Here is a 22,202-nt window from a genome sequence, read left to right on the forward strand (position 1 = left end):
CAGCGGTTCGGATCATTCTGCGGCAATCCTGTCGGTTTTCAGAGCTTGAGCCTGCGCCGAAAGTTCGGCCATCAGTTGCGAGGCGCGGGCGATGGGGTTGGTCAGGTAGAAATCCTTGATCGCATTGCGGAATGTCGCGTCACCCAAGCTGCCCTGTTCCAAGGGCTGAACCTCGTTTTCGATCACTTCGTCGATGCGCGCCAGATGCGGTACGGCCTCGATCAGCGCGGTGCGCAGCTGTGCCAGCGAGTCAAACGGCAGGGTCGCATCCAATTCTGCGGACAACGCCCGAAGGATAGCCCAATTTTCCTTGGCCTCACCCGGCGCAAAACCCGCACGCATTGCCAATTGCGGACGGCCTTCGGTGTTCACGAACAAGCCGTTTTCTTCGGTATAGGCCGCCCCCGGCAGGATAACGTCGGCGCGGTGTGCGCCCCGGTCGCCGTGGCTGCCCTGATAGATGACAAACGCTCCGTCACCGATTTCAACCTCATCCGCGCCGAGGTTATAGATCACATCGGCCGCATTAACCGCGTCCATACCGCCTTCGTTGGTGGCATTCACATCCATCGCCCCGACACGCGCGGCGGCGGTGTGCAGAATGACCAGGCCACTTTCGGTATTGGATGCAATGGTTTGCGCGGCGGCCAGTACGGCGGCCCCGTCGGCCTCTTGCAGCGCACCTTGCCCGATGATGACCAGCGAGCGTTTGCCCTTGATCTCATCATCGCCGCCCATGTCAACGACCTTTTGCAACGCAGCACGGTCATCGCCCATGTGGTGATACTGATAAGTCAGGTCCACGGCCGGCCCGACCAAGGCAACTTCGGCCCCATGCGCCCAAGCCTTGCGGATCCGCGCGTTCAGCACAGGGGCCTCGTCACGTGGATTGGTCCCGATCAGCAGAATACGTTCAGCCGTGTCGATATCTTCTATCGCAGCGGTTCCCGCATAGGCCCCACGGTTGCCAGAAGGCAGCTTGGCCCCATCGGTGCGGCATTCGACAACGCCGTCCTGCCCTTCGATCATTTGCTTCAGCGCAAAGGTGGCCTCAACCGGAGTCAGATCGCCCACGATACCGGCGGGCTTTTCAGCCCCTTTCAGCGCCTCGGCAGCTTTGGTCAGCGCCTCGGGCCACGAGGCCGGACGCAATTTGCCGTTTTCGCGCACGTAAGGCCGGTCCAGCCGCTGACGACGCAAGCCGTCCCAGACAAATCGGGTCTTGTCGCTGATCCACTCCTCGTTCACGCCATCATGGTTGCGCGGAAGGAAACGCATCACTTCGCGCCCTTTGGTGTCGACGCGAATGTTCGAGCCCAAGGCATCCATCACGTCGATGCTTTCGGTCTTGGTGAGTTCCCACGGGCGCGCGGTAAAGGCATAGGGCTTGGACGTCAGCGCCCCTACCGGGCACAGATCAATGATATTGCCCTGCAAATTCGATTGCAGCGTTTGGTTCAGATACGAGGTGATCTCGGCATCCTCGCCCCGCCCGGTCTGGCCCATCTGGGTGATCCCGGCAACCTCAGTCGTGAAACGCACGCAACGGGTGCAGCTGATGCAGCGGGTCATCGCGGTGCCAACCAGCGGACCCAGATCCAGATCGTCGACCGCGCGCTTGGCTTCCTTGAAACGGGAACCCGAGACGCCATAGGCCATCGCCTGATCCTGCAAGTCGCACTCGCCGCCCTGATCGCAGATCGGACAGTCCAGCGGGTGGTTGATCAGCAGGAACTCCATCACCCCTTCGCGGGCCTTTTTGACCATGGGAGAGTTCGTCTTGACCTGCGGGGCCTGCCCTTCCGGTCCCGGACGCAGATCCCGCACTTGCATCGCGCAAGAGGCCGCGGGTTTCGGCGGGCCGCCCACAACCTCGACCAGGCACATCCGGCAGTTTCCGGCAATCGACAGACGTTCGTGATAGCAGAAACGCGGCACTTCGACCCCGGCCTGCTCGCACGCCTGGATCAGGGTCATCGCGCCATCGACTTCGATTTCCTGCCCGTCGATATTGATCTTGCGGAGGTCGGTCATGGCTTTACTTCGCCCTCAAATACACGCCAATGGCGCTGTTTCTTTGGATTTCTGATTGCCCCAGGGTGCAAAAGGAACCGGGATCATCATACGACACGCCATTTTGCGCCAGATATGCCTCGCCCTTGGCGCGCATCCGGTCTTTTTCGGCGTCCGATTCCACGTAGGCGCGGATTTCGCGGTCGGTATACCCCAGGTTATTCGCCTTTGACCTCAGATCCCACATCACGCCAATCGCCTTGAACCGTCGCCCGCTGATGGTGTCGCAATATTCCGAGATCTCATTCGCGATTGCGATGTAATAGAGCGCATCGTCAATCTCTTTCACGTCCCGCAACGGCGGCTTTGCGGCCACAGACGCAGGGATCAGAGTCAGACTCAGGGCAAAGATTAAACGCATAGCAGGCATAGTGCTTCCTTTCGTCTTGGGTTTCCCAAGACGATTGGTCAGCGATGCGTCATGCAATAGCGCCCTATGACCCAAGCCGTGATATGCGATAGCGAATCTCATGGGCGCTGACATGTCCCCGCAAAGGTCAGCTTGTCATTTTCGACGCGCAGGTTCTGAGGGTCAGCATCCGGGCTAAGCTTCCAGTCAATCCGGGACGACCCAAAATTGCGGATGCAGAATTTTGTGGCCTCATACCGGCCAGCCTCACGCGCCCCATCCAGCGAGGCCGAGACACCGTTTACAGTGACAGTAAACTCCGAGGGCGTAGCCTTTTTGTCCACATGTTTGGCGCTGGCGCGAAAGAACTCACCGTCAAAGGCAACGCGATTGGCGCTGGATGGCGCTTCGCCGCAGGCCGACAAAAGCGACACCGTCGCCAGCGCCGCGAGCGGCAACCTCATTCCCGATCTGCAAACGCGTGCAAAGACGCCAGTATTGTACATTTCTCTACCCATCAGAACGCCGCCACCAACGCCATGAGCCCCAAAATCACCATGCAGGCCCAGGCGACCACATAAAACACCGAGCGCAAGCCGCTGTTGGGTTTGCCAATTCCCTGCAGATGAATCACCAACATGACGATCCGTGAAACCAGTGCAATCGAAGCCAAAAGATTGACCCAGAACGGGCTAGCCCCCAACAGGATCGCTGCCAGAGTGACACTCAGAAAGGCGGGCAGTGTTTCGGTACCGTTCAGATACGCACGGTTCAGGCGATAAGCCTTGTCGTTGTAGTCCTGTTCGGGCGTCGCACCGGGTGGCAACCCCTTGCCCTGCTTGGCCAGCGCGCTGAACGGAGACATGAACATCACGATCAGCGTGAAGATCACCAGGGAAGCAATCGCGTGAGAATATTCGGCAAATACGTCCATTGGGTTCACTCCGCCGCCATCGCGCCCATGCGGCCGGATTTCTGGGCTTTGATACGATCCTCGATCTCTTCGCGGAAATTACGGATCAGGCCCTGGATCGGCCAGGCGGCCGCATCGCCCAGGGCGCAGATCGTGTGACCTTCGACCTGTTTGGTCACGTCAAACAGCATGTCGATCTCTTCCAGTTCCGCCTCACCGCGCACCAGACGATCCATCACACGCATCATCCAGCCGGTGCCTTCGCGGCATGGGGTACATTGCCCACAGCTTTCGTGTTTATAGAACTTCGACAGCCGCCAGATCGCCTTGATGATGTCTGTGGACTTGTCCATCACGATCACCGCTGCTGTTCCAAGGCCCGAGCCCAGTTCGCCCCGCAGGTAATCAAAATCCATGATCGCGTCGCGCATATTCTCACCGCGCACGCAAGGCACGGATGAGCCGCCGGGGATCACCGCCAGCAGATTGTCCCAACCGCCGCGGATACCGCCGCAATGGGTTTCAATCAGGTCCTCGAACGAAATCGACATCGCCTCTTCGACGACACAGGGGTTGTTCACATGGCCCGAGATCGCAAACAGCTTGGTGCCTGCGTTGTTCTGACGGCCAAAGCCGGCGAACCAATCCGCCCCGCGCCTCAGGATCGTCGGCACAACGGCAATCGATTCCACGTTGTTCACCGTGGTCGGGCAACCATAGAGCCCCGCACCCGCCGGGAACGGAGGTTTCATCCGCGGCATGCCCTTCTTACCTTCAAGGCTTTCGATCAGGGCGGTTTCCTCACCGCAAATATAGGCACCAGCGCCATGATGCAGGAACAGGTCGAAATCCCAGCCCGAACCGGCGGCGTTCTTGCCCAGCAACCCGGCGTCGTAGGCTTCGTCAATTGCGGCCTGAAGCGCCTCACGCTCGCGGATATACTCGCCGCGCAGGTAGATATAGCAGGTATGCGCATTCATCGCGAAAGAGGCGATCAGGCACCCTTCGATCAGCGTGTGCGGATCATGGCGCATGATCTCGCGGTCTTTGCAGGTGCCGGGCTCGGATTCGTCGGCGTTCACCACCAGATAGGCCGGACGACCATCGCTTTCCTTGGGCATGAAAGACCATTTCAGACCCGTCGGAAAGCCCGCGCCGCCACGCCCGCGCAGACCGGAATCCTTCATCGTTTGGATGATCCAGTCCCGGCCCTTCTCGATCAGGCCAGCAGTGTCGTCCCAATGCCCACGCGCCTGCGCACCACGCAAAGTACGCTCGTGCATCCCGTAGATGTTGGTAAAGATCCGGTCCTGATCCTTCAGCATCGCGTGTTACCTTCAGCTGTCCTGACGCATGCGCCAGAGTTGAAAAATGTTGACGCCTGCATAGATGAACCCTGCCAGAGCGGCAAAATCAAAAAGCAGCGCATAACGGCCCGGCAGCCCCAGCTGTGGACCGATAAAGGACATGGCAAGCCACAGCACCATCGTCGCAGCGATGACGATGCCGATATGACGACCCTTTCGGGCCATGGCCTGTTCCTTGTCCTTATCCATCTCATCCCGATGCCCCGGATGGGCACCCTGTTAGTCCTCGTATGTGCTATCTTCCTTGGCACGTTTGGCAAATTCGGTTTCTTCCCCAGCCGCCAGCTTGGCCGCCTGTTCGATCCAGCCATCCCGTTCGATCCGGCCTTTGAACTTGAGGCGGGCATCCACCCAGGCGACATGCGCAGGCGTCCACGCTGCGATCTGGTCGTAGTGATAGAAACCCAGTTCGTTCAGGGTTTCTTCCAGCTTCGGCCCAACGCCTTTCAGCAACTTGAGGTCGTCCGGCAAGCCTCCGCGCGCCTCAGTCAGCGTCTTTGGCTTGTCTTCCTTAATCTCTTCCTGCGCGGCCTTGGCCTCTGCCGCCTGTTTCACAGCCGGTTTGGCAGGCTCTGGCGCTTTGGGTGGTTTTGCTGCGGCCGAGGCCCCGGCCTGCTTGCCATCCTTGCCCAGCCACGGCGTCAGGATCGGAACCTCGGTCCCGTCAATGCGCTTGACCGTGTCGCCAAGGTTCGTTGCCAATTCAGCGCTGGCGTTATGTTCAGGCTTGCCGGCCTCAAACTCGGTCAGACTGGTCAGGCCTTTCAACGGCTCCGCCGCATAGCGGCCATTCTGTGGGCCCGGAGTCGGCACCTTGCCCGCCACCAGATCATCGATGATCTTGCCAAAGCTCTCAGTCGTCAGGTCCTCGTAATAATCCTTGCCGATCTGCGCCATCGGCGCATTGGTGCAAGAGCCCAGACATTCCACCTCTTCCCAGCTCAGCTTGCCATCAGCGGATAACTCATGCGGTTTGGCGGCGATCTTATCCTTGCAGACCGCGATCAGATCCTCAGCCCCGCAGATCATGCAGGAGGTCGTGCCACACACCTGAATATGCGCCACCGAGCCAACCGGTTGCAGCTGGAACATGAAGTAGAACGAGGCAACCTCAAGCACACGGATATAGGCCATGCCAAGCATGTCGGCGACGGATTCAATCGCCGGACGGGTCAGCCACCCCTCCTGCTCTTGCGCGCGCCACAGCAGAGGGATCACCGCGCTGGCCTGTCGGCCCTCGGGGTACTTGGTGATCTGCGCTTCGGCCCATTGCTGGTTGGCAGCGGTGAAGGCGAAGGCATCAGGTTGTTCGGGGTGGAGGCGTCTCAGCATTCGATTGCATCTACTTTATGGACATAGACTGGTTTCACGGTTGCACCTGAATTCGCCATTCAGTTCGCCCTTGATCCTGAATTATCTTTCTCGAGTCAGCTATGACAGAATTCGCGCCATAGAGCTGAAGTGGGTAGCCGTTAAGCGTTTCAATTTTGACGCGGTCCCCATTTTTGACATACCCAGTCAGATTTGGCGCTGGGGGCAACTCACTGCGAAGAACGTACAAGTCCAAATTGGGTAAATCATCTCGATCTACAACATAGTTTGGCTCTGGCATCTGACTAAGTGCAAATTCGGCTGTTTCCAATCTCGCAATCGCACTTGTGAGTTGCTCACTAAGCTCTTCAACACTTTGTTCCAGTTTTTTAACTTTATCCGAAGCTTCAATGATTGGATCAGCAAATCGAACCGCTAACGCTCCACCAATAAACGCTGAAACGATTACTCCTCCCAAATACAAAACATTCTTTGTAAACTTGGATGTCCTTGCAATATTGGTTTCCAATTCGCTCATCTATCAATCTCCCCAAAAACAACATCCATCGTGCCGATAATCGCAGCGACGTCTGCCAGTTGGTGGCCTTTGGCAACATGATCCATGGCTTGCAAATGCAGAAACCCCGGCGCGCGCAGTTTCGCGCGATAGGGTTTGTTGGTGCCGTCGGCGACCAGATAGACGCCGAACTCGCCCTTGGGGGCCTCAACGGCGGCATAGACCTCGCCAGCCGGAACGTGGAAGCCTTCGGTATAGAGTTTGAAGTGATGGATCAGGCTCTCCATCGAGGTCTTCATGTCCGAGCGTTTCGGCGGGGTGATCTTGCCGCGCGCCAGAACGTCTCCGGGGCAGTCGCGGATTTTGGCAATCGCCTGACGGATGATGTGCAGCGACTGGCGCATTTCTTCCATGCGGCACAGATAGCGATCATAGCAATCGCCGTTCTTACCGACAGGAATCTGGAATTCGAACTCGTCATAGCATTCATATGGCTGCGCGCGGCGCAGATCCCATGCCAGACCCGAGCCACGGACCATCACGCCAGAAAAGCCGTATTTCTGAATGTCATCTTCGGTCACGACTCCAATATCGGCATTGCGCTGTTTGAAGATGCGGTTTTCGGTCAGAAGCCCGTCAATATCATCGAGAACGGCGGGGAACTCGTGGCTCCACGTCTCGATATCGTCCAGCAATTCCGGCGGCAGGTCCTGATGCACACCGCCAGGGCGGAAATAGGCGGCGTGCAGGCGGGCACCGCAGGCACGCTCATAAAACACCATCAGCTTTTCGCGTTCCTCGAACCCCCACAGAGGCGGGGTCAGAGCACCCACATCCATCGCCTGCGTGGTCACGTTCAGCAGGTGGTTCAGGATGCGACCGATCTCGGAATACAGAACCCGGATCAGAGAGCCCCGGCGCGGCACCTCGACGCCGGTCAGCTTTTCGATAGCCAAACACCAGGCATGTTCCTGGTTCATCGGCGCCACATAATCCAGACGGTCGAAATACGGAAGATTCTGCAGATAGGTCCGGCTTTCCATCAACTTTTCAGTGCCACGGTGCAGCAGGCCGATGTGCGGATCGCAACGCTCGACAATCTCGCCGTCCAGCTCAAGCACCAAGCGCAAAACACCATGTGCCGCAGGGTGTTGCGGGCCGAAGTTGATGTTGAAATTGCGAATCTTCTGCTCGCCGCTCAGCGCGTCGGTGCTGCCGTCATCATATCTTGAGCCGTCCATCAACGCCGCCCCTTCTTCTTCGCTTCGGCCCGGACCCGAACTTTCTCGGCCTCAGCGGCCTTGGCCGCGGCCCCTGCGAGCAGGACGCCCAGCGCGCCCAGAATGATGAGCTCCCCAATCATCTCAGCGGCGCTCCAACTCTTGCAGTTTCAGCCCGACCCACCACAGCAGGGCAATCGTGCCGAACGGAACCATACACAGCAGGCACCAGTATTTGTTGATCCCGAAAAAGGGCAGGATCTTCAACATCGGGATGATGGTCAAAGCTGACAGGATCAGCCACCAGATACTTCCCATCACTCAGCCTCCTGTTTCTCGTCCCCCGGCAGAATGTAATTCGCGCCTTCCCATGGGGACATGAAATCAAACTGACGGTACTCCTGCACCAGGCTTACGGGCTCATAGACCACGCGCTTTTGCGCCTCATCGTACCGAACTTCGGTGTAGCCGGTGGTCGGGAAATCCTTGCGCAACGGATAGCCGCGAAACCCATAATCGGTCAGGATACGGCGCAAATCCGGGTGGCCGGTGAACAGAATGCCGAACATGTCGAATACCTCACGCTCGAACCAATTGGCCGAGGGGTGCACGTCAATGATCGAGGGCACCATGTCCTCTTCCCGGATCGAGACCCGCAGGCGGATGCGCTGGTTTTGATACATCGACAGGAAATGATAGACCACGTCGAACCGTTTGGCCCGCTCGGGATAGTCCACGCCGGTGATGTCCACCAGTGTCGAGAATCTGCAGCTGCGATCTGATTTCAGGTACTCGACAAATTCCACAAGGTTGGAGGGGGCCACATCCACGTTCAACTCATCATGGGTGACATCCCAGGACAGAACGCAATCGGATCGCTTCAGCTCAAGCTGCGCGCCGAGTTCTTTGAGTGCTTCACTCATTTCGGCCCTCCTGCAAAACTTCGTCATAGAACGTAGCTTTTGCATCGTAAGACTTGAAAAACTTCGCCATGAAGTCAGGCAATACCGTCTTTGCGACGTCCGCGCCCGCATAGGCCTCAATAGCGGCCATGTCACGCCATTTGCTCAGCACCACAACATGGCATGGGTCCTGAACGCGCGGGACAAGGAAAGACACGCTTTCAAACCCGTCCACAGCGCGCATCCCAGAAAGAGCGCGCGTCCGAAAGGTTTCGACCCATTCAGTCACGTCATCCCGGGCAACCACAGCCTCCCAGCGCCTGATCACCGCATCACTCATCGCACAATCGTCCCTGTGCGGCGGATTTTGCGTTGCAGCTGCATCAGACCATACAGCAACGCCTCGGCGGTCGGGGGGCAGCCGGGCACATAGATGTCCACCGGAACGATCCGGTCACAGCCGCGAACGACGGAATAGGAATAGTGATAATACCCGCCGCCATTCGCACAGGACCCCATCGAGATCACATAGCGCGGTTCGGGCATCTGGTCGTAAACCTTGCGCAGCGCCGGGGCCATCTTGTTGGTCAGCGTTCCAGCCACGATCATCACGTCTGACTGTCGTGGGGACGCACGCGGCGCGATGCCGAACCGTTCCGCGTCATAGCGCGGCATCGAGGTATGCATCATCTCAACCGCGCAGCAGGCCAGTCCAAAAGTCATCCAGTGCAAGGACCCGGTGCGGGCCCAGTTGATGATGTCTTCGGTCGAGGTCAGCAGAAATCCCTTGTCCTGCAGCTCGGCATTGAGGGCCTGGGTGGCGACTTCTTTGTCGACGCCGGCGGTGTTTGCACCCGTCATCACTCCCATTCCAGGGCCCCCTTCTTCCATTCATAGGCAAAGCCGATGGTCAGCACTGCCAGGAACACCATCATGGACCAGAACCCCACATCGCTGATGTCGCGGAAGCCCACGGCCCAGGGAAAGAGGAACGCGATTTCGAGATCAAAGATGATGAACAGGATCGAGACCAAATAGAATCGGACATCGAACTTCATTCGCGCATCGTCGAACGCATTGAATCCGCATTCATAGGCGCTGACTTTTTCGGGGTCAGGATTACGAACTGCAAGCACCACTGCCGCCAGAATCAAAACGATTCCAAGGCCCACAGCAACGGCCAGAAACACCAGGATCGGGAGGTACTCCCGCAACAGGTCTTCCACGTAGAGCTCCTTTCTTGCGTCGACCCCTTGAGACCAACGCCGTCAATTGGCGTGTTGACAGCACACTCTCTATCCCTGTGGGGTCAGAGGGTCAACAGAACACAAACGCGCACCTGCCATTTCCACGCACCGAACAGTCTTGCTTTTTTTCCGGGCTTTTAGCCTGCGCCGTTGAACGCGGGGTTAAACCTGACCCTGGCTGTTCCAAGCAGGTTTGCGTTTGTCAAAAAACGCGCTGATCCCTTCCTGTGCCTCGGGCGTCTCCCACCGCGCGACAAGCGCGTGGATTGAGCGATCTATCACTTCTTTGTCAATTTGCGGCCCGAACGTGCGCAACAGGGCTTTGGCCGACGCAACGGCCCCCGGCGCGCAGGTCAGATAGGGCTCGACTTCTGCCGCAACCGCTGCATCCAGATCCGCGGCAGGAACGACGCGGGACAACAGGTCGAGTTCCACCGCCTCGGCCGCCGTGAACAGGCGCGCGGACATGAAGACGCGCCTTGCCTTGGCCTCGCCCATACGTGCGGAGACATAGGGGCCAATTGTTGCTGGAATTAAGCCCAATCTTGTCTCAGTTAGCCCCATTGTCACGGTATCAGCACCAATGGTGACGTCACAAACCGCAGCCATTCCCACGCCGCCGCCAAAGGCGTTCCCCTGCAGCTTGCCTATCAACGGCTTTGTCAGCGTATTCAGTGCAAAAAGCATCTCTGCCAGTTTGCGCGCTTCGATAAATCGCGTCTCCGGATCCGCCTCCATCTGGGCGCGCATCCAGCCCAGATCACCGCCGGCGCAAAAGCTCTTGCCAGCCCCGGTCAGCACAACCGCGCGCACCGAAGCATCCGAGCCGAGTTGGCTTGCCGCCTGCGTCAATTCCGCAATCATCAGCGCGGACATTGCGTTGTGCTTTTCGGGCCGGTTCAAGGTCAGAGTGGCCACACCGCGCGGGTCGGTAGAAATAGAAATCGTTTCGAACATGACCGCCCTTTCAATCCGTCCGCATGGCGCGTGCCAGTTGCGCGGCTTCCTCAAGAACGTCCGGGTTCAGCCCGGTTTGATAGCCCAACCGCTCAAGATGCGCGGCGACCTGCTCGGTGGCGACATTGCCGGAAGCGCCGGGGGCGTAGGGGCATCCGCCCAGCCCCCCGACAGCACCATCAAAAGCACGCAGGCCCAGCGCCAAGGCGGCATCAATATTGTCCATGGCGCGCCCGTTCGTGTCGTGGAAATGCCCGGCCAGACGGGTGACGGGAACACGTTCGCGCACAGCCAGCAGCATGTGGGCAACCGTGTCAGGCGTGCCCTGCCCGATTGTATCCCCCAGCGAGACCTCATAGCAGCCCAGCGAGAACAGCTTGTCCGCCACTTCGGCGACCTTGTCGGGCGGGGTGGGCCCGTCATAGGGGCAGTCAGTCACGCATGAGACATAGCCACGAACAGGAAGGTCAATGTGGCGGGCCGCTTCGAGTATCGGCGTGAAACGCGCGATCGATTCTTCGATGGTTGCGTTGATATTGGCTTTCGAGAATCCCTCGGATGCCGACGCAAAAACGGCGATCTCATCTGCCTTTGCGGTCAATGCCGCCTCATATCCGCGCATATTCGGCGTCAGCGCGGCATAGCGTATGCCGTCAGCGCGCACCAATCCGGCCAAAACCTCGGCGCTGCCGGCCATTTGCGGTACCCATTTGGGCGAAACAAAGCTTGCAACCTCGATCCGATTGAAACCGGCCCGGCTGAGGCAGTCAATTAACGCGATTTTCTCGGAAACCGGGATTTCGCGCTTTTCGTTCTGTAACCCGTCGCGTGGGCCGACCTCGTAGATCTCAACCTGCTCTTGCATTTCCGCGTCCCTCCTACCGGCTTCTTCTCGTTCCAAATACGGACAATCCGACTGTGCCACGCAATGCGCCGCCGGGACAGGTCAATCCTCTTCCAACCGGACCAGTGCCGCCCCGGCCTCAACCTGCGTACCGTCCTGAACCAGCACTTTGGCAACAACACCGTCGCGTGCAGCCAGCAGGGAGTGCTCCATTTTCATAGCTTCCAGAATGGCCAACCGGTCCCCCTCTTTCACCGACTGACCTGCGGTGGCAAAGACAGCTTTGACCAGACCCGGCATCGGGGCCTCGATAACGTTGGTATCCCCTGCCGCGCTGGCATCACGGGCCAACGGATCAACAACTTGGAACACTTGCCCATAATTGCTGAACACGGTGACCTCTGCCCCGCTCATCGCAACATCGGGCATCACCTGACCGGCGATCATCCAGCGCCCCGCAACCCGAGCGGCAACAACAGTTTCGCCGCCCAGCTGCCAGAGCTGTCGATCCGGGCCTTCGACCTGCACATCAAGGTCCAGAACCTCACCCGCCTGTTCAAGTTGCACCGCATGGTGCAGAGGCGACCAAAGGTGAAACCCGGTCTGAGGTGCCGTATCGACCAGACCCGCAACCGTCATCGCCGCCGCAACGGCTTCATAAGCCGATCGTGCGGGCTGCCGCACCAGCGCATCAAGATCGCGGCCGATCAAACCGGTATCCACATCGCCATTTGCAAAGCCGGAATGACGGGTCAGCGCGCCAAGAAACGCCAGGTTGGTCACGGTCCCGCCAACCTGGGTCTCGGCAAGCGCCCGGTCCAGCGACCGAAGCGCCACGTCACGGGTTGGCCCGTGAACGATCACTTTGGCAATCATCGGATCATACCACGGGCTGATCGTATCCCCGGCCCGCACGCCACTGTCTGCGCGGCACGCTTCGGGAAAGGCCAGATGAGTCAATGTCCCCGTCGCGGGCAAAAAGCCCTTGGGCACATCTTCGGCATAGAGCCGCGCCTCAAAGGCGTGACCGCTGATCGACAACTCGTCCTGCTGCATCGGCAAGCTTTCCCCGGCTGCCACGCGCAACTGCCATTCGACCAGATCGATGCCGGTGATTGCCTCGGTCACGGGGTGTTCCACCTGCAGGCGCGTGTTCATCTCCATGAACCAGAACCGATCCGGTTGCAGCCCGTCCGAGGCATCGACGATGAATTCGACCGTCCCCGCGCCCTTGTACCCGATGGCCTCGGCGGCCCGTACACCTGCCTGCCCCATCGCCTCGCGCATTTCAGCGGTCATATCGGGGGCCGGAGCCTCTTCGATCACCTTCTGGTGTCGCCGCTGCAACGAACAGTCGCGTTCGAACAAATGCACGGCATGGGTGCCGTCGCCGAACACCTGCACCTCGATATGGCGCGGCTTGGCGACGAATTTCTCGACCAGAACCGCGTCGTTGCCAAAGGCGGTCCGCGCCTCGCCCTGTGCGCTGGCCAAAGCCGCCGCAAAATCGGATGCGTTTTCAACCAGCCGCATCCCCTTGCCTCCACCGCCCGCAACCGCCTTGATCAAAACAGGATAGCCGATGGTGTCCGCCGCCGCAGCCAGATGCCCGGGGTCCTGGTTGTCGCCGTGATAGCCCGGCACAACCGGCACGCCCGCGTCCTCCATCAACACCTTGGCGGCGTCCTTAAGGCCCATCTTTCGGATCGCGTCCGCCGAGGGCCCGATGAAGGTCAACCCAGCCGCCGCAACCGCATCCACGAAATCCGGGTTTTCCGACAGGAAACCATAGCCCGGATGGATCGCCTGCGTGCCCGTATCCAGCGCGGCCCGGATGATCACATCGCCCTTCAGATAGCTCTCCGCCGGGGCCGCACCACCAATATGCACCGCCTCATCCGCCATCTGCACATGCTTGGCCGAGGCATCTGCATCCGAATAAACCGCCACACAAGCCACACCCATCTTCTGAGCGGTGTCCATGACACGGCAGGCAATCTCGCCACGGTTGGCAATCAGGATTTTGCTGAACATGGCCTACTCCTCGGCTGTCAGGTCTTCGACAAGGCGGAACCGTTCGCACAGCAGTTCCATCTCTGGATCAAAACCACCATTGCGCTCAAAATACCGGCGGTGATCTTCGCGCCATCCTTCAAGCGCTTCATTCTCGCCCTCGGCCAGCGCAAAGTCTTCGGTCATGTCGCAAAAGCGGCAGGTTGAGACATCGAGCGTTTCGATCACAAGGGCTGGCTGGTCATCCCAGTCCAATGCAATGTCGCGGCGTCCGACGACCGGCGTATCGGTACTGCCCTCGGGATAATCCCTCAGCGCACCGCAAGTCGCCGTTTTTACCCCACCGCGCACCAGCGCCAAAAGTTCGTCGCATAACACGCGGTTGTCGCCGAATTTGAACGTTTGCGCACCGGGGTAGCGGGCTTTCAGGTGTTCCAGATCAGACATCGCTCACATCCTGAACACGCCAAAGCGTGTTTCCTCAATCGGGGCGTTCAGCGCGGCGCTGAGTGACAGGGCCAGCACGTCGCGGGATTTGCGCGGGTCGATGATGCCGTCGTCCCACAACCGTGCCGAGGCATAGAGCGGGTGCGACTGTTCCTCAAACATCTCCAGCGTCGGACGTTTGAACTCAGCCTCTTCCTCGGCAGACCAAGTCCCGCCCTGCCGTTCGATCCCGTCGCGCTTGACGGTGGCCAGAACGCCTGCGGCCTGTTCGCCACCCATCACCGAAATGCGTGAGTTCGGCCAGGTCCACAGGAAGCGCGGCTGATACGCCCGCCCGGCCATACCGTAATTCCCGGCCCCGAAGGACCCACCAACCAGCATGGTGATCTTGGGCACCGAGGTCGTCGCGACGGCCGTCACCATCTTGGCCCCATGCCGCGCGATGCCTTCGTTTTCGTATTTCCGACCGACCATGAATCCGGTGATATTCTGCAAGAACACCAGCGGCGTTTTGCGTTGCGAACACAGCTCGACAAAATGCGCGCCCTTCTGTGCGGCCTCGGAAAACAGCACGCCGTTATTGGCGATAATCCCGACCGGGCAGCCTTTGACATGGGCAAAACCCGTCACCAGCGTCTCACCGAACCGAGGCTTGAATTCATCGAACCGAGAGCCATCAACGAGGCGCGCAATCACTTCGCGGATGTCATAGGGCGTGCGCAGATCGGCCGGAACCACGCCCAGGATTTCCTCGGGATCGTAAGCTGGCTCCTCGGGTGCCTCGAACCGTAGACCGGGCTTCAGCCCGGCACCCCCCAAAGACCCCACAGCTCGCCGCGCCAAAGCCAGCGCATGCGCATCATCCTCGGCCAGATAATCGGCCACGCCGGACAGGCGGGTATGGACATCGCCACCGCCCAGATCTTCGGCGCTGACCACCTCGCCCGTCGCGGCCTTGACCAAGGGCGGCCCGGCCAGAAAGATCGTGCCTTGCTCTTTGACAATGATGGTCACGTCGGACATCGCGGGCACATAGGCCCCGCCCGCCGTGCAAGACCCCATCACCACGGCGATCTGAGGGATGCCCTTTGCACTCATCCGCGCCTGATTATAGAAGATGCGGCCAAAATGGTCGCGGTCGGGGAAGACCTCATCCTGATTGGGTAGGTTCGCGCCGCCGCTGTCGACCAGATAGATGCAGGGCAGATGGTTTTCCTCGGCAATCTCCTGCGCGCGGAGGTGTTTCTTGACGGTCATCGGATAATAGGTGCCGCCCTTCACGGTGGCATCGTTGCAGACCACCATGACCTCTCGACCCTGCACCCGACCAATACCCGCGATCACCCCGGCACAAGGCGCGGCATCGCCATACATCCCATGCGCCGCCGTCGCACCGATTTCCAGAAACGGAGACCCCGGGTCCAACAGTTTCGCCACCCGCCGCCGCGGCAGCATCTTGCCTCGGGATTCATGTCGCGCACGGGATTTCTCACCGCCGCCCATGCGGGCGGCTTCGGCAGCAGTAGAGATCTGCGCCAGTGCATCGAGATGAGCAGCCCGGTTTGCTTTAAAGCCCTCAGAGGTGGGCATGGCTTTGGAATTCAATCTACTCATGGTGTGCCTCCATAGCCGATGAGATCTAGCGCCCGTGTCGCGGTGACCCGCAAAAGGCAATCTGCCCCATCTTCAAAATGCCCCGTTCCAGTTGTTAGGTTCCCACGCGACAAGCATTCAGCGTCACGGAATGTGATCCAAGCCCTCTGAGCGTCCGTTAATGCCTCAGCCGCGACGGGTAACATTTCAGGCGCAGACAAGTCCGCTCGCAAGGATTGATAGGCTGAATTGAGAACTGCGTCCCAACCCTGCGTTTCAGCGTCTCTGCACTGCGCGACTGTCATGCTGTCATAAGTACCACTTGCCTCGATGCAGACGTTGGAGAAAGTCCCAATACACTGAGCGCCTGCATGCCAGTCGTCACCAGATTGCGTCACACAATTCCAAACCGCATTTTCGAGCACTGGCTCTGGCGCCCAATCTGCTAAGGCTTGTATCGGAATCATCAAACAAACTGCGATCAATTTCTCTTTCATTGACTTAACTCCCCCGCCGCCCGCGCCTTCAGCTCTTTCCGGATCACCTTCCCCGTCACCGTCATCGGCAGTTCCTTAAGAAACGCGACCTCGCGCGGATAGGAATAATGCGCCAGACGGGTTTTGACCCAGTCCTGCAACTCCGAACCAGTCGCCTCTGCCCCCGGTTTCAGCACCACATAGGCCTTCACGATCTCGGTCCGCAGCTTGTCGGGCTTGCCAACGACGCCCACCGTCGCCACCGCCGGGTGGGTCAGCAGGCAATCCTCGATCTCTGCCGGGCCGATGCGATACCCGGCAGATGTAATCACATCATCATCGCGGCCCACAAAACGCAGATACTCCCCCTGCCAGACGCCGCGATCCCCGGTGATCAGCCAGTCACCGCGGAACTTCTCAGCGGTCTCCCCGGGCCGGTTCCAGTATTCCAACAGCATCGAGGCCGAGCCGCGCCGGATGGCGACGTCGCCTTCCTCGGACGTTGGCACGCCGTTCGCGTCGATCACCGCAACCTCATGCCCCGGCACCGGTTTGCCGATACAGCCCGGCTGCACGGGAAAGTCCTCGGCACAGGACGAGACGACCATATTACATTCGGTCTGGCCGTAGAATTCGTTGATCGTCAGGCCAAAGGCCTTTTGTCCCCAGGCCAGCATCTCGGCCCCCAAGGGTTCCCCCCCCGACGCGACCGAGCGCAAGCCGGGAAGCGCGTGATCCGCTGCCTTGAGCATCCGCAATGCGGTGGGCGGGAAGAACACATTCTTTACCCCCCCACGCGCCACCACATCGGCGCAGGCCTGCGGGCTGAACTTGTCCAGACGTGCGGCCACCACCGGTATGCCCAGCGCCAGACCCGGCATCAGCACATCAAACAGCCCGCCAATCCAGGCCCAGTCCGCCGGGGTCCAGAGGCAATCGCCATCGCGCAAATGATTGTGGCTGATCGATACGCCGGGAAGATGTCCGGTCAGCACCCGGTGCCCGTGCAACGCGCCTTTTGGCGTGCCGGTGGTGCCTGAGGTGTAGATCAGCACAGCCGGGTCCTCGGGGCCGGTATCGGCATAGGGTACAGGACCACCGGCAACACCGATCCGATCTATCAGCAAAGGGTCGGCCAAATCGCCCAGCAGGTCGGCGCCTTCTTCATCGGTCAGCACCAGCCCAGCACCCGCATCGCCCACGCGTGACTGCAGCGCGTCATGCTTGAAGAGCTTGAACAGCGGCACCGAAATCGCACCGATTTTCCAGATCGCCAGATGCGCCACCGCACACCACACGGATTGGCTGAGCAACACACCCACCCGGTCACCCGGCTGCACCCGTTTCAGCAAGGCGCGGGCCACGTCATCAACCATCTCTGACAGTTGCGCATAGGTGACAGAGCGGTCCTGCGGCTGCGTCAGATCGATCAACGCAACCTTTTCGCCGGGATGGTCCAGACACTGCCGCGCCATGTTCAGGCGCGCTGGAATCTGCCAGCCACCCCCTGGGCGCAAACCGGGTATGCGATCAGCGGGTATCATGGGAAATTTCCATTATTTTTCTGATATTTACAATTAAATCGCGACGCGCCCGTCCCCGTAAAACTTGACACAGATCAGGGCCGGTTCGGCGCCGATCCCTGACAATGGGCGAATCAACGACATCAAAGGCAAAACAATGACCAAAACACTCGCCGCTTTGACCATGTCCGCCGCGCTTGCGGCGCTGGCAGCTCCTGCTTTTGCGCAATCTCAAGGGGATTGGACGCTGGGTATCGGTGTGGGCTATCTGGACCCGAAATCCGACAACGGTTCGCTGGCGGGCTTCGATGCCGAAGTCGGCTCGGACACGCGCCCGATCTTTACCGCAGAGTACTTCATCCGCGACAATCTGGGGATCGAGCTGCTGGCCGCCACGCCCTTTGACCACGATGTCACCTTGGGAGGCAGCGTTGATGCGGGCAGCGTCAAACACTTGCCGCCGACCCTGTCGGTGAACTACCATTTCGCGACCAACAGCGCATGGACGCCCTACATCGGTGCGGGCCTGAACTACACAATCTTCTTTGACGAGCAATCGCCGCTGGGCGACCTTGAGGTCGACGACTCGTTCGGCCTCGCGCTGCAGGCTGGTCTGGACTATCAGGTGACCGACGCCGGTGCCGTGCGTCTGAACGTGCGCTGGTTCGATATCGACTCGGACGTCACGCTGGACGGCGCCGATATCGGAACTGTCGAGATTGACCCCTGGCTGATCGGCGTTTCTTACGTCCATCGCTTCTGATCCCCGGATCGAAACGCCCCGCAGTTCCCTCGGCTGTGGGGCGTATTCCCTCACTGCATTGAACTCATCATTTCGCGCCCGATCAGCATTCGGCGGATCTCGCTGGTGCCGGCACCGATTTCCATCAGTTTGGCGTCTCGGAATATCCGGCTGACTGGCGAATCCGAAAGGAAACCAGCCCCACCCAGCGCCTGAACGGCCTGATGGGCCTGCACCATCGCCTGCTCTGATGCATAAAGGCAGCAGGCCGCCGCGTCCTGACGGGTCACGTCGCCGCGGTCGCAGGCTTTGGCGACCTCATAGACATAGGCCCGGGCCGAGTTCATGGCCGTATACATGTCGGCGATCTTGCCCTGCATCAGTTGGAAACTGCCGATGGGTTTGCCGAACTGTTTCCGCTCGGCCAGATACGGCATCACCTCGTCCAGGCAGGCGGCCATGATGCCCGTGCCGATCCCGGCCAGAACCACGCGTTCATAGTCCAGCCCGGACATCAGAACCGCGACGCCGCGCCCTTCTTCGCCCAGAACGTTTTCAAACGGCACTTCGACATCTTCAAAGATCAATTCCGCCGTGTTCGACCCCCGCATCCCAAGCTTGTCGAAATGGGGCGAGGTCGAAAAGCCGGTCATCTCTTTTTCAATCAGAAACGCAGTGATCCCCTTGGATCCCGCGTCCGGATCGGTTTTTGCATAAACGACCAGAGTGTCTGCATCCGGACCGTTGGTGATCCAGTATTTGCTTCCGTTCAAACGGTAGTGATCGTTGCGCTTTTCAGCGCGCAACTTCATCGAAACAACATCTGAACCAGCCGAAGGCTCGGACATCGCCAAGGCCCCGACATGCTGACCCGAAATCAGGCGCGGCAGGTATTTCAGTTTTTGCTCTTCGGTGCCGTTCAACTTGATCTGATTCACGCACAGGTTGGAATGTGCGCCATAGGACAGCGACACCGAGGCCGAAGCGCGCGCGACTTCCTCGACCGCGACCGTATGGGCAAGATAGGACATTGCCGCCCCGCCATATTCTTCGGGCACGGTCACACCCAGCAGGCCCAGCTCACCCATCTCTTGCCAAAGCTCGTTTGGGAACGCGTTGGATTTGTCGATCTCAGCCGCCATTGGCTTGACCCGCTCCTGCGCCCAGCGATGCACCATCTCGCGCAGTGCATTCACGTCTTCGCCCAGATCGAATTGCATGGTTGCATTGAACATTGGCGTGATCCCCATGGGTTATTGAACAAGCGTTCAGTTAATCTGGCACGAACGCCAGCGCGGGTCAAGGATTGCGTACACCCTGAAAAACCGGCGTTGAGCAATTGTTCACGAATTCACGCCACTTTTTTGACACTCAAAAGGTTTACCTGGGAAAATTCGCTTTGTAGGAAATTCGGGACAGCGCAAGGAACCAAGCATCATGCCGCCCACAAATTTGATCATCAACGGGACCTTCGACAATGGCTCGGCCAACTGGACCGGCACTGATCTTGAGTTCAATCCCGAGACGGCATTCCTGGGCAATGGATCCCAAAACACCGTAAGCGAATTGGATGGGCGAACCGGTTTCACAACCGTTTTGGAGCAGACATTTACCGTCGACAATCCTGAGGAAGGTGTCTTGACCTTCGACACGGCGTTGCGCACCGCCTCCAGCCCCAATGTCGGCGAAGGGTTTGTCGTCGAAGTGCTGGACAGCAACGGTGTTGCTATTGCGTCGATGACTGTTCTGCCGACACAGAACAGTTTCACGACCATCTCGATGGATGTCGATTTCCCCAGCGCCGGCGACTATACGCTGCGGTTCACGGAACTTGGGATTGATGACAGCCTGGGTGCGATTGTCGACAACATCTCACTGATCGTGTGCTTTGCCTCGGGCACCAGAATCGCCACCGAATTGGGGGAGGTACCGGTTGAAAAGCTGAAGGTCGGCGATCGGATAGTAACCCGTTCGGGCATTCGCACCTTGCGGTGGATCGGACGGCGCACGCTTGCAGAGCAGGATCTGAAGGCCGAGCCCAGATTGCGGCCTGTCAGGATCTCTCAAAACGCATTGGGGGAGGGTGTGCCGGACCGCGACCTGCGGGTCTCGCGGCAGCATCGCATGCAGACAGGCTCGGCCGTGGCGCAGCGGATGTTCGGAACACCCGATGTTCTAGTTTCCGCGATCAGGCTGACCGAACTTCCGGGGATCGACATTGACGAAGATGGCGACGGTGTCACCTATTTCCACCTGTTGTTTGACGAACACGAAATCGTCTTCGCCAACGGGGCGCCCAGTGAAAGCCTGCTTTTGTCGCAGACCTCGCTTGCGGCCATCTCAGCCGAAGCGCGCGAAGAAATTCAGCTGATTTTTCCTGGTCTCACAGCGGCTGACCTGGCGGGGTCCCGTCAAAAGATCCCCGAGCGGAAGCTTCAGAGACGGTTGATCGAACGTCTCAGCAAGAACAGAAAACCGGTGATCGAGGCCCATTCAGCCTGACATTTATGACTGGTAGACCGCCCCGACCTCTGACCGGATGATCCGCGCGATCAGGTGGCAATCATCCAGGGAAAAGGTCAGCGGAACCCGCATATCCATGATCCCGACAAGAACCCGATCACTTTGCGGCATCGGGACGCTGTCGGCATAGCGCCAGCTGTCATAACGCGAGGTAAAGCCGGTTGGTTCTGCCCCGCCAAACCACTTTAGCTCGACACCACGCGCAGCGCAGCGACGGATGACTTCGGCAATGCGTTCCGGCAGCCAGTCAAGCAGCAGAAACTGAATGGACGACCCCACATAGGTTTCTTCTTCTGGCCGCTCGACGATCTGCAGGCCCGGAGTGCCCCGCAACCCCTGCTCGACGGCCAGATAGCGTTCGTTCCAGCGCGCGACCTGTGTGTCCAAATCGCGCAATTGCGGACGAAGGATCGCCGCGCGCAGGTTGTCCATGCGGCCTGAAACGTTGGGCGTTGTGTATTTGATCCGCTCGAATACCTCCGGCGACGGTGCCGCCAGATGACGTTCGTACAGCATGTAAGAGCCAGAGAGTATGGTAGCCTTGGCCGCAATCTCTTCGTCGTCGGTGACCAGCAGCCCACCCTCGCCCGAGTTCACGTGCTTGTAGGTCTGGCAGGAATAGCACCCGATGGCCCCCTGACGCCCCGAGAGTTGCCCGCGCCACGCGGCCCCCATCGTGTGGGCGCAATCCTCGATCACCACCACGCCTGCCGCATCGCACATCTGCATCAGGCGATCCATGTCGCACAGATGCCCGCGCATATGGCTGAGCATCAGGACCTTCGACTGATCCAGCTTGGCTTCGAGATCATCCAGATCAATGGTCAGACCCTCGGTCACACCAACAAAAACGGGCTTTGCACCCACCGACGCAATGGACCCCGGCACAGGTGCGAGCGTGAATGCGTTGGTCAGAACCGGATCACCGGGCTGAACCCCTACCGCGCGCAGGGCCGTGGCCATCGCATAGCCGCCCGACGCGACGGCTAGACAGTATTTGGCCCCCATCTGTGCCGCGAATTCCTGTTCCAGCAAAGCGGTTTCGCCCAGTTCTCCGGGCACCACGTTGTAACGATGCAACCGACCATGGCGTAACACGGCCAGTGCGGCCTCGATCGCGTATTCGGGGATGGGTTCCTGCTGCGTAAAGCTGCCAGAGAATATTTCGGTCATATGCCTGTTCTG

At 59.4% G+C, this 22,202-nt stretch carries 26 protein-coding genes; 2 read left to right on the forward strand and 24 right to left on the reverse strand.

What is annotated here, in order from left to right; genetic code table 11:
* Positions 1 to 12 precede the first annotated feature (12 nt).
* From nuoG to ACR0AG_RS06175, 22 genes are all read right to left on the reverse strand, one after another.
* Positions 13 to 2,034, reverse strand: coding sequence for an NADH-quinone oxidoreductase subunit NuoG (nuoG, locus tag ACR0AG_RS06070; RefSeq protein ID WP_480837374.1), 2,022 nt, complete (start codon positions 2,032 to 2,034; stop codon positions 13 to 15).
* A 4-nt stretch (positions 2,035 to 2,038) separates the two neighbouring features.
* Entirely contained in the window at positions 2,039 to 2,434 is a 396-nt protein-coding gene (locus tag ACR0AG_RS06075; RefSeq protein ID WP_480837375.1) for a DUF5333 domain-containing protein, read from the reverse strand.
* A gap of 107 nt (positions 2,435 to 2,541) precedes the next feature.
* On the reverse strand, positions 2,542 to 2,886 hold the full coding sequence (locus tag ACR0AG_RS06080) for a hypothetical protein (RefSeq protein ID WP_480837377.1): 345 nt from the start codon (positions 2,884 to 2,886) through the stop codon (positions 2,542 to 2,544).
* 53 nt (positions 2,887 to 2,939) lie between these two features.
* Positions 2,940 to 3,356, reverse strand: a complete 417-nt coding sequence (locus tag ACR0AG_RS06085) for an MAPEG family protein (protein WP_480837379.1) — start codon at positions 3,354 to 3,356, stop codon at positions 2,940 to 2,942.
* A gap of 5 nt (positions 3,357 to 3,361) precedes the next feature.
* Positions 3,362 to 4,660 carry an NADH-quinone oxidoreductase subunit NuoF gene (gene nuoF / locus ACR0AG_RS06090; protein WP_480837381.1) on the reverse strand — a complete coding sequence of 433 codons (1,299 nt, stop codon included), beginning with the start codon at positions 4,658 to 4,660 and terminating at the stop codon, positions 3,362 to 3,364.
* A gap of 12 nt (positions 4,661 to 4,672) precedes the next feature.
* Positions 4,673 to 4,891: a DUF5337 domain-containing protein gene (locus ACR0AG_RS06095; RefSeq protein WP_480837383.1), complete on the reverse strand. Its 219-nt coding sequence runs from the start codon at positions 4,889 to 4,891 to the stop codon at positions 4,673 to 4,675.
* Positions 4,892 to 4,921: 30 nt separating this feature from the next.
* Positions 4,922 to 6,034, reverse strand: a complete 1,113-nt coding sequence (gene nuoE, locus ACR0AG_RS06100; RefSeq protein WP_480837385.1) for an NADH-quinone oxidoreductase subunit NuoE — start codon at positions 6,032 to 6,034, stop codon at positions 4,922 to 4,924.
* Between the two features lie 34 nt (positions 6,035 to 6,068).
* Complete coding sequence (locus tag ACR0AG_RS06105; protein ID WP_480837387.1) at positions 6,069 to 6,551, reverse strand: hypothetical protein; 483 nt, start codon at positions 6,549 to 6,551, stop codon at positions 6,069 to 6,071.
* Positions 6,548 to 7,771: an NADH-quinone oxidoreductase subunit D gene (locus tag ACR0AG_RS06110; protein ID WP_480837388.1), complete on the reverse strand. Its 1,224-nt coding sequence runs from the start codon at positions 7,769 to 7,771 to the stop codon at positions 6,548 to 6,550. The genes ACR0AG_RS06105 and ACR0AG_RS06110 overlap by 4 nt, the downstream gene beginning before the upstream one ends.
* Positions 7,771 to 7,893 (reverse strand): hypothetical protein, encoded by a 123-nt coding sequence (locus tag ACR0AG_RS06115; RefSeq protein WP_480837389.1) that lies wholly within the window; start codon positions 7,891 to 7,893, stop codon positions 7,771 to 7,773. The genes ACR0AG_RS06110 and ACR0AG_RS06115 overlap by 1 nt, the downstream gene beginning before the upstream one ends.
* Before the next feature lies 1 nt (position 7,894).
* Positions 7,895 to 8,068 carry a hypothetical protein gene (locus tag ACR0AG_RS06120; RefSeq protein WP_480837390.1) on the reverse strand — a complete coding sequence of 58 codons (174 nt, stop codon included), beginning with the start codon at positions 8,066 to 8,068 and terminating at the stop codon, positions 7,895 to 7,897.
* On the reverse strand, positions 8,068 to 8,673 hold the full coding sequence (locus ACR0AG_RS06125; protein WP_480837391.1) for an NADH-quinone oxidoreductase subunit C: 606 nt from the start codon (positions 8,671 to 8,673) through the stop codon (positions 8,068 to 8,070). Before ACR0AG_RS06125 ends, ACR0AG_RS06120 begins: the two co-directional genes overlap by 1 nt.
* Positions 8,666 to 8,992, reverse strand: a complete 327-nt coding sequence (locus ACR0AG_RS06130) for an antibiotic biosynthesis monooxygenase (RefSeq protein WP_480837392.1) — start codon at positions 8,990 to 8,992, stop codon at positions 8,666 to 8,668. The genes ACR0AG_RS06125 and ACR0AG_RS06130 overlap by 8 nt, the downstream gene beginning before the upstream one ends.
* Positions 8,989 to 9,522 carry a NuoB/complex I 20 kDa subunit family protein gene (locus tag ACR0AG_RS06135; protein ID WP_037307875.1) on the reverse strand — a complete coding sequence of 178 codons (534 nt, stop codon included), beginning with the start codon at positions 9,520 to 9,522 and terminating at the stop codon, positions 8,989 to 8,991. Before ACR0AG_RS06135 ends, ACR0AG_RS06130 begins: the two co-directional genes overlap by 4 nt.
* Complete coding sequence (locus tag ACR0AG_RS06140; RefSeq protein ID WP_209504455.1) at positions 9,513 to 9,878, reverse strand: NADH-quinone oxidoreductase subunit A; 366 nt, start codon at positions 9,876 to 9,878, stop codon at positions 9,513 to 9,515. The genes ACR0AG_RS06135 and ACR0AG_RS06140 overlap by 10 nt, the downstream gene beginning before the upstream one ends.
* Before the next feature lie 183 nt (positions 9,879 to 10,061).
* Positions 10,062 to 10,856 (reverse strand): crotonase/enoyl-CoA hydratase family protein, encoded by a 795-nt coding sequence (locus tag ACR0AG_RS06145; protein WP_480837393.1) that lies wholly within the window; start codon positions 10,854 to 10,856, stop codon positions 10,062 to 10,064.
* 10 nt (positions 10,857 to 10,866) lie between these two features.
* Positions 10,867 to 11,721: a hydroxymethylglutaryl-CoA lyase gene (locus tag ACR0AG_RS06150; RefSeq protein WP_480837394.1), complete on the reverse strand. Its 855-nt coding sequence runs from the start codon at positions 11,719 to 11,721 to the stop codon at positions 10,867 to 10,869.
* Positions 11,722 to 11,802: 81 nt separating this feature from the next.
* Positions 11,803 to 13,734, reverse strand: coding sequence for an acetyl/propionyl/methylcrotonyl-CoA carboxylase subunit alpha (locus ACR0AG_RS06155; protein ID WP_480837395.1), 1,932 nt, complete (start codon positions 13,732 to 13,734; stop codon positions 11,803 to 11,805).
* A 3-nt stretch (positions 13,735 to 13,737) separates the two neighbouring features.
* Entirely contained in the window at positions 13,738 to 14,160 is a 423-nt protein-coding gene (locus ACR0AG_RS06160; protein WP_480837396.1) for an ASCH domain-containing protein, read from the reverse strand.
* A 3-nt stretch (positions 14,161 to 14,163) separates the two neighbouring features.
* Positions 14,164 to 15,774: a carboxyl transferase domain-containing protein gene (locus ACR0AG_RS06165; protein WP_480837397.1), complete on the reverse strand. Its 1,611-nt coding sequence runs from the start codon at positions 15,772 to 15,774 to the stop codon at positions 14,164 to 14,166.
* Positions 15,771 to 16,250, reverse strand: a complete 480-nt coding sequence (locus tag ACR0AG_RS06170) for a lysozyme inhibitor LprI family protein (RefSeq protein ID WP_480837398.1) — start codon at positions 16,248 to 16,250, stop codon at positions 15,771 to 15,773. Before ACR0AG_RS06170 ends, ACR0AG_RS06165 begins: the two co-directional genes overlap by 4 nt.
* Complete coding sequence (locus ACR0AG_RS06175) at positions 16,247 to 17,773, reverse strand: AMP-binding protein (protein WP_480837399.1); 1,527 nt, start codon at positions 17,771 to 17,773, stop codon at positions 16,247 to 16,249. The genes ACR0AG_RS06170 and ACR0AG_RS06175 overlap by 4 nt, the downstream gene beginning before the upstream one ends.
* A 136-nt stretch (positions 17,774 to 17,909) precedes the next feature.
* On the opposite strand from ACR0AG_RS06175, the gene ACR0AG_RS06180 reads away from it, so the two are divergent.
* Positions 17,910 to 18,515, forward strand: a complete 606-nt coding sequence (locus tag ACR0AG_RS06180; RefSeq protein WP_480837400.1) for an OmpW/AlkL family protein — start codon at positions 17,910 to 17,912, stop codon at positions 18,513 to 18,515.
* A gap of 50 nt (positions 18,516 to 18,565) precedes the next feature.
* On the opposite strand, the gene ACR0AG_RS06185 is transcribed toward ACR0AG_RS06180, so the two are convergent.
* Entirely contained in the window at positions 18,566 to 19,729 is a 1,164-nt protein-coding gene (locus ACR0AG_RS06185; RefSeq protein WP_480837401.1) for an isovaleryl-CoA dehydrogenase, read from the reverse strand.
* 202 nt (positions 19,730 to 19,931) lie between these two features.
* On the opposite strand from ACR0AG_RS06185, the gene ACR0AG_RS06190 reads away from it, so the two are divergent.
* Positions 19,932 to 20,996 (forward strand): Hint domain-containing protein, encoded by a 1,065-nt coding sequence (locus tag ACR0AG_RS06190; protein WP_480837402.1) that lies wholly within the window; start codon positions 19,932 to 19,934, stop codon positions 20,994 to 20,996.
* Between the two features lie 3 nt (positions 20,997 to 20,999).
* On the opposite strand, the gene ACR0AG_RS06195 is transcribed toward ACR0AG_RS06190, so the two are convergent.
* A complete protein-coding gene (locus ACR0AG_RS06195; protein ID WP_480837403.1) occupies positions 21,000 to 22,190 on the reverse strand; it encodes a DegT/DnrJ/EryC1/StrS family aminotransferase in 1,191 nt (396 codons plus the stop codon).
* Between the last annotated feature and the right edge of the window lie 12 nt (positions 22,191 to 22,202).

It is taken from the genome of Ruegeria sp. H6 (assembly GCF_056532975.1).

Bases quoted from the DNA above. Each gene is read 5' to 3' on its own strand.
- nuoF (WP_480837381.1), bottom strand. From the start codon at position 4,660: ATGCTGAAGGATCAGGACCGGATCTTTACCAACATCTACGGGATGCAC.
- ACR0AG_RS06185 (WP_480837401.1), bottom strand. From the start codon at position 19,729: ATGTTCAATGCAACCATGCAATTCGATCTGGGCGAAGACGTGAATGCA.
- ACR0AG_RS06085 (WP_480837379.1), bottom strand. From the start codon at position 3,356: ATGGACGTATTTGCCGAATATTCTCACGCGATTGCTTCCCTGGTGATC.
- ACR0AG_RS06120 (WP_480837390.1), bottom strand. From the start codon at position 8,068: ATGGGAAGTATCTGGTGGCTGATCCTGTCAGCTTTGACCATCATCCCG.
- ACR0AG_RS06105 (WP_480837387.1), bottom strand. From the start codon at position 6,551: ATGAGCGAATTGGAAACCAATATTGCAAGGACATCCAAGTTTACAAAG.
- ACR0AG_RS06080 (WP_480837377.1), bottom strand. From the start codon at position 2,886: ATGAGGTTGCCGCTCGCGGCGCTGGCGACGGTGTCGCTTTTGTCGGCC.
- ACR0AG_RS06115 (WP_480837389.1), bottom strand. From the start codon at position 7,893: ATGATTGGGGAGCTCATCATTCTGGGCGCGCTGGGCGTCCTGCTCGCA.
- ACR0AG_RS06170 (WP_480837398.1), bottom strand. From the start codon at position 16,250: ATGAAAGAGAAATTGATCGCAGTTTGTTTGATGATTCCGATACAAGCC.
- ACR0AG_RS06125 (WP_480837391.1), bottom strand. From the start codon at position 8,673: ATGAGTGAAGCACTCAAAGAACTCGGCGCGCAGCTTGAGCTGAAGCGA.
- ACR0AG_RS06195 (WP_480837403.1), bottom strand. From the start codon at position 22,190: ATGACCGAAATATTCTCTGGCAGCTTTACGCAGCAGGAACCCATCCCC.
- ACR0AG_RS06150 (WP_480837394.1), bottom strand. From the start codon at position 11,721: ATGCAAGAGCAGGTTGAGATCTACGAGGTCGGCCCACGCGACGGGTTA.
- nuoG (WP_480837374.1), bottom strand. From the start codon at position 2,034: ATGACCGACCTCCGCAAGATCAATATCGACGGGCAGGAAATCGAAGTC.
- ACR0AG_RS06145 (WP_480837393.1), bottom strand. From the start codon at position 10,856: ATGTTCGAAACGATTTCTATTTCTACCGACCCGCGCGGTGTGGCCACT.
- ACR0AG_RS06180 (WP_480837400.1), top strand. From the start codon at position 17,910: ATGACCAAAACACTCGCCGCTTTGACCATGTCCGCCGCGCTTGCGGCG.
- nuoE (WP_480837385.1), bottom strand. From the start codon at position 6,034: ATGCTGAGACGCCTCCACCCCGAACAACCTGATGCCTTCGCCTTCACC.
- ACR0AG_RS06135 (WP_037307875.1), bottom strand. From the start codon at position 9,522: ATGGGAGTGATGACGGGTGCAAACACCGCCGGCGTCGACAAAGAAGTC.
- ACR0AG_RS06190 (WP_480837402.1), top strand. From the start codon at position 19,932: ATGCCGCCCACAAATTTGATCATCAACGGGACCTTCGACAATGGCTCG.
- ACR0AG_RS06160 (WP_480837396.1), bottom strand. From the start codon at position 14,160: ATGTCTGATCTGGAACACCTGAAAGCCCGCTACCCCGGTGCGCAAACG.
- ACR0AG_RS06130 (WP_480837392.1), bottom strand. From the start codon at position 8,992: ATGAGTGATGCGGTGATCAGGCGCTGGGAGGCTGTGGTTGCCCGGGAT.
- ACR0AG_RS06155 (WP_480837395.1), bottom strand. From the start codon at position 13,734: ATGTTCAGCAAAATCCTGATTGCCAACCGTGGCGAGATTGCCTGCCGT.
- ACR0AG_RS06165 (WP_480837397.1), bottom strand. From the start codon at position 15,774: ATGAGTAGATTGAATTCCAAAGCCATGCCCACCTCTGAGGGCTTTAAA.
- ACR0AG_RS06110 (WP_480837388.1), bottom strand. From the start codon at position 7,771: ATGGACGGCTCAAGATATGATGACGGCAGCACCGACGCGCTGAGCGGC.
- ACR0AG_RS06175 (WP_480837399.1), bottom strand. From the start codon at position 17,773: ATGATACCCGCTGATCGCATACCCGGTTTGCGCCCAGGGGGTGGCTGG.
- ACR0AG_RS06075 (WP_480837375.1), bottom strand. From the start codon at position 2,434: ATGCGTTTAATCTTTGCCCTGAGTCTGACTCTGATCCCTGCGTCTGTG.
- ACR0AG_RS06095 (WP_480837383.1), bottom strand. From the start codon at position 4,891: ATGGATAAGGACAAGGAACAGGCCATGGCCCGAAAGGGTCGTCATATC.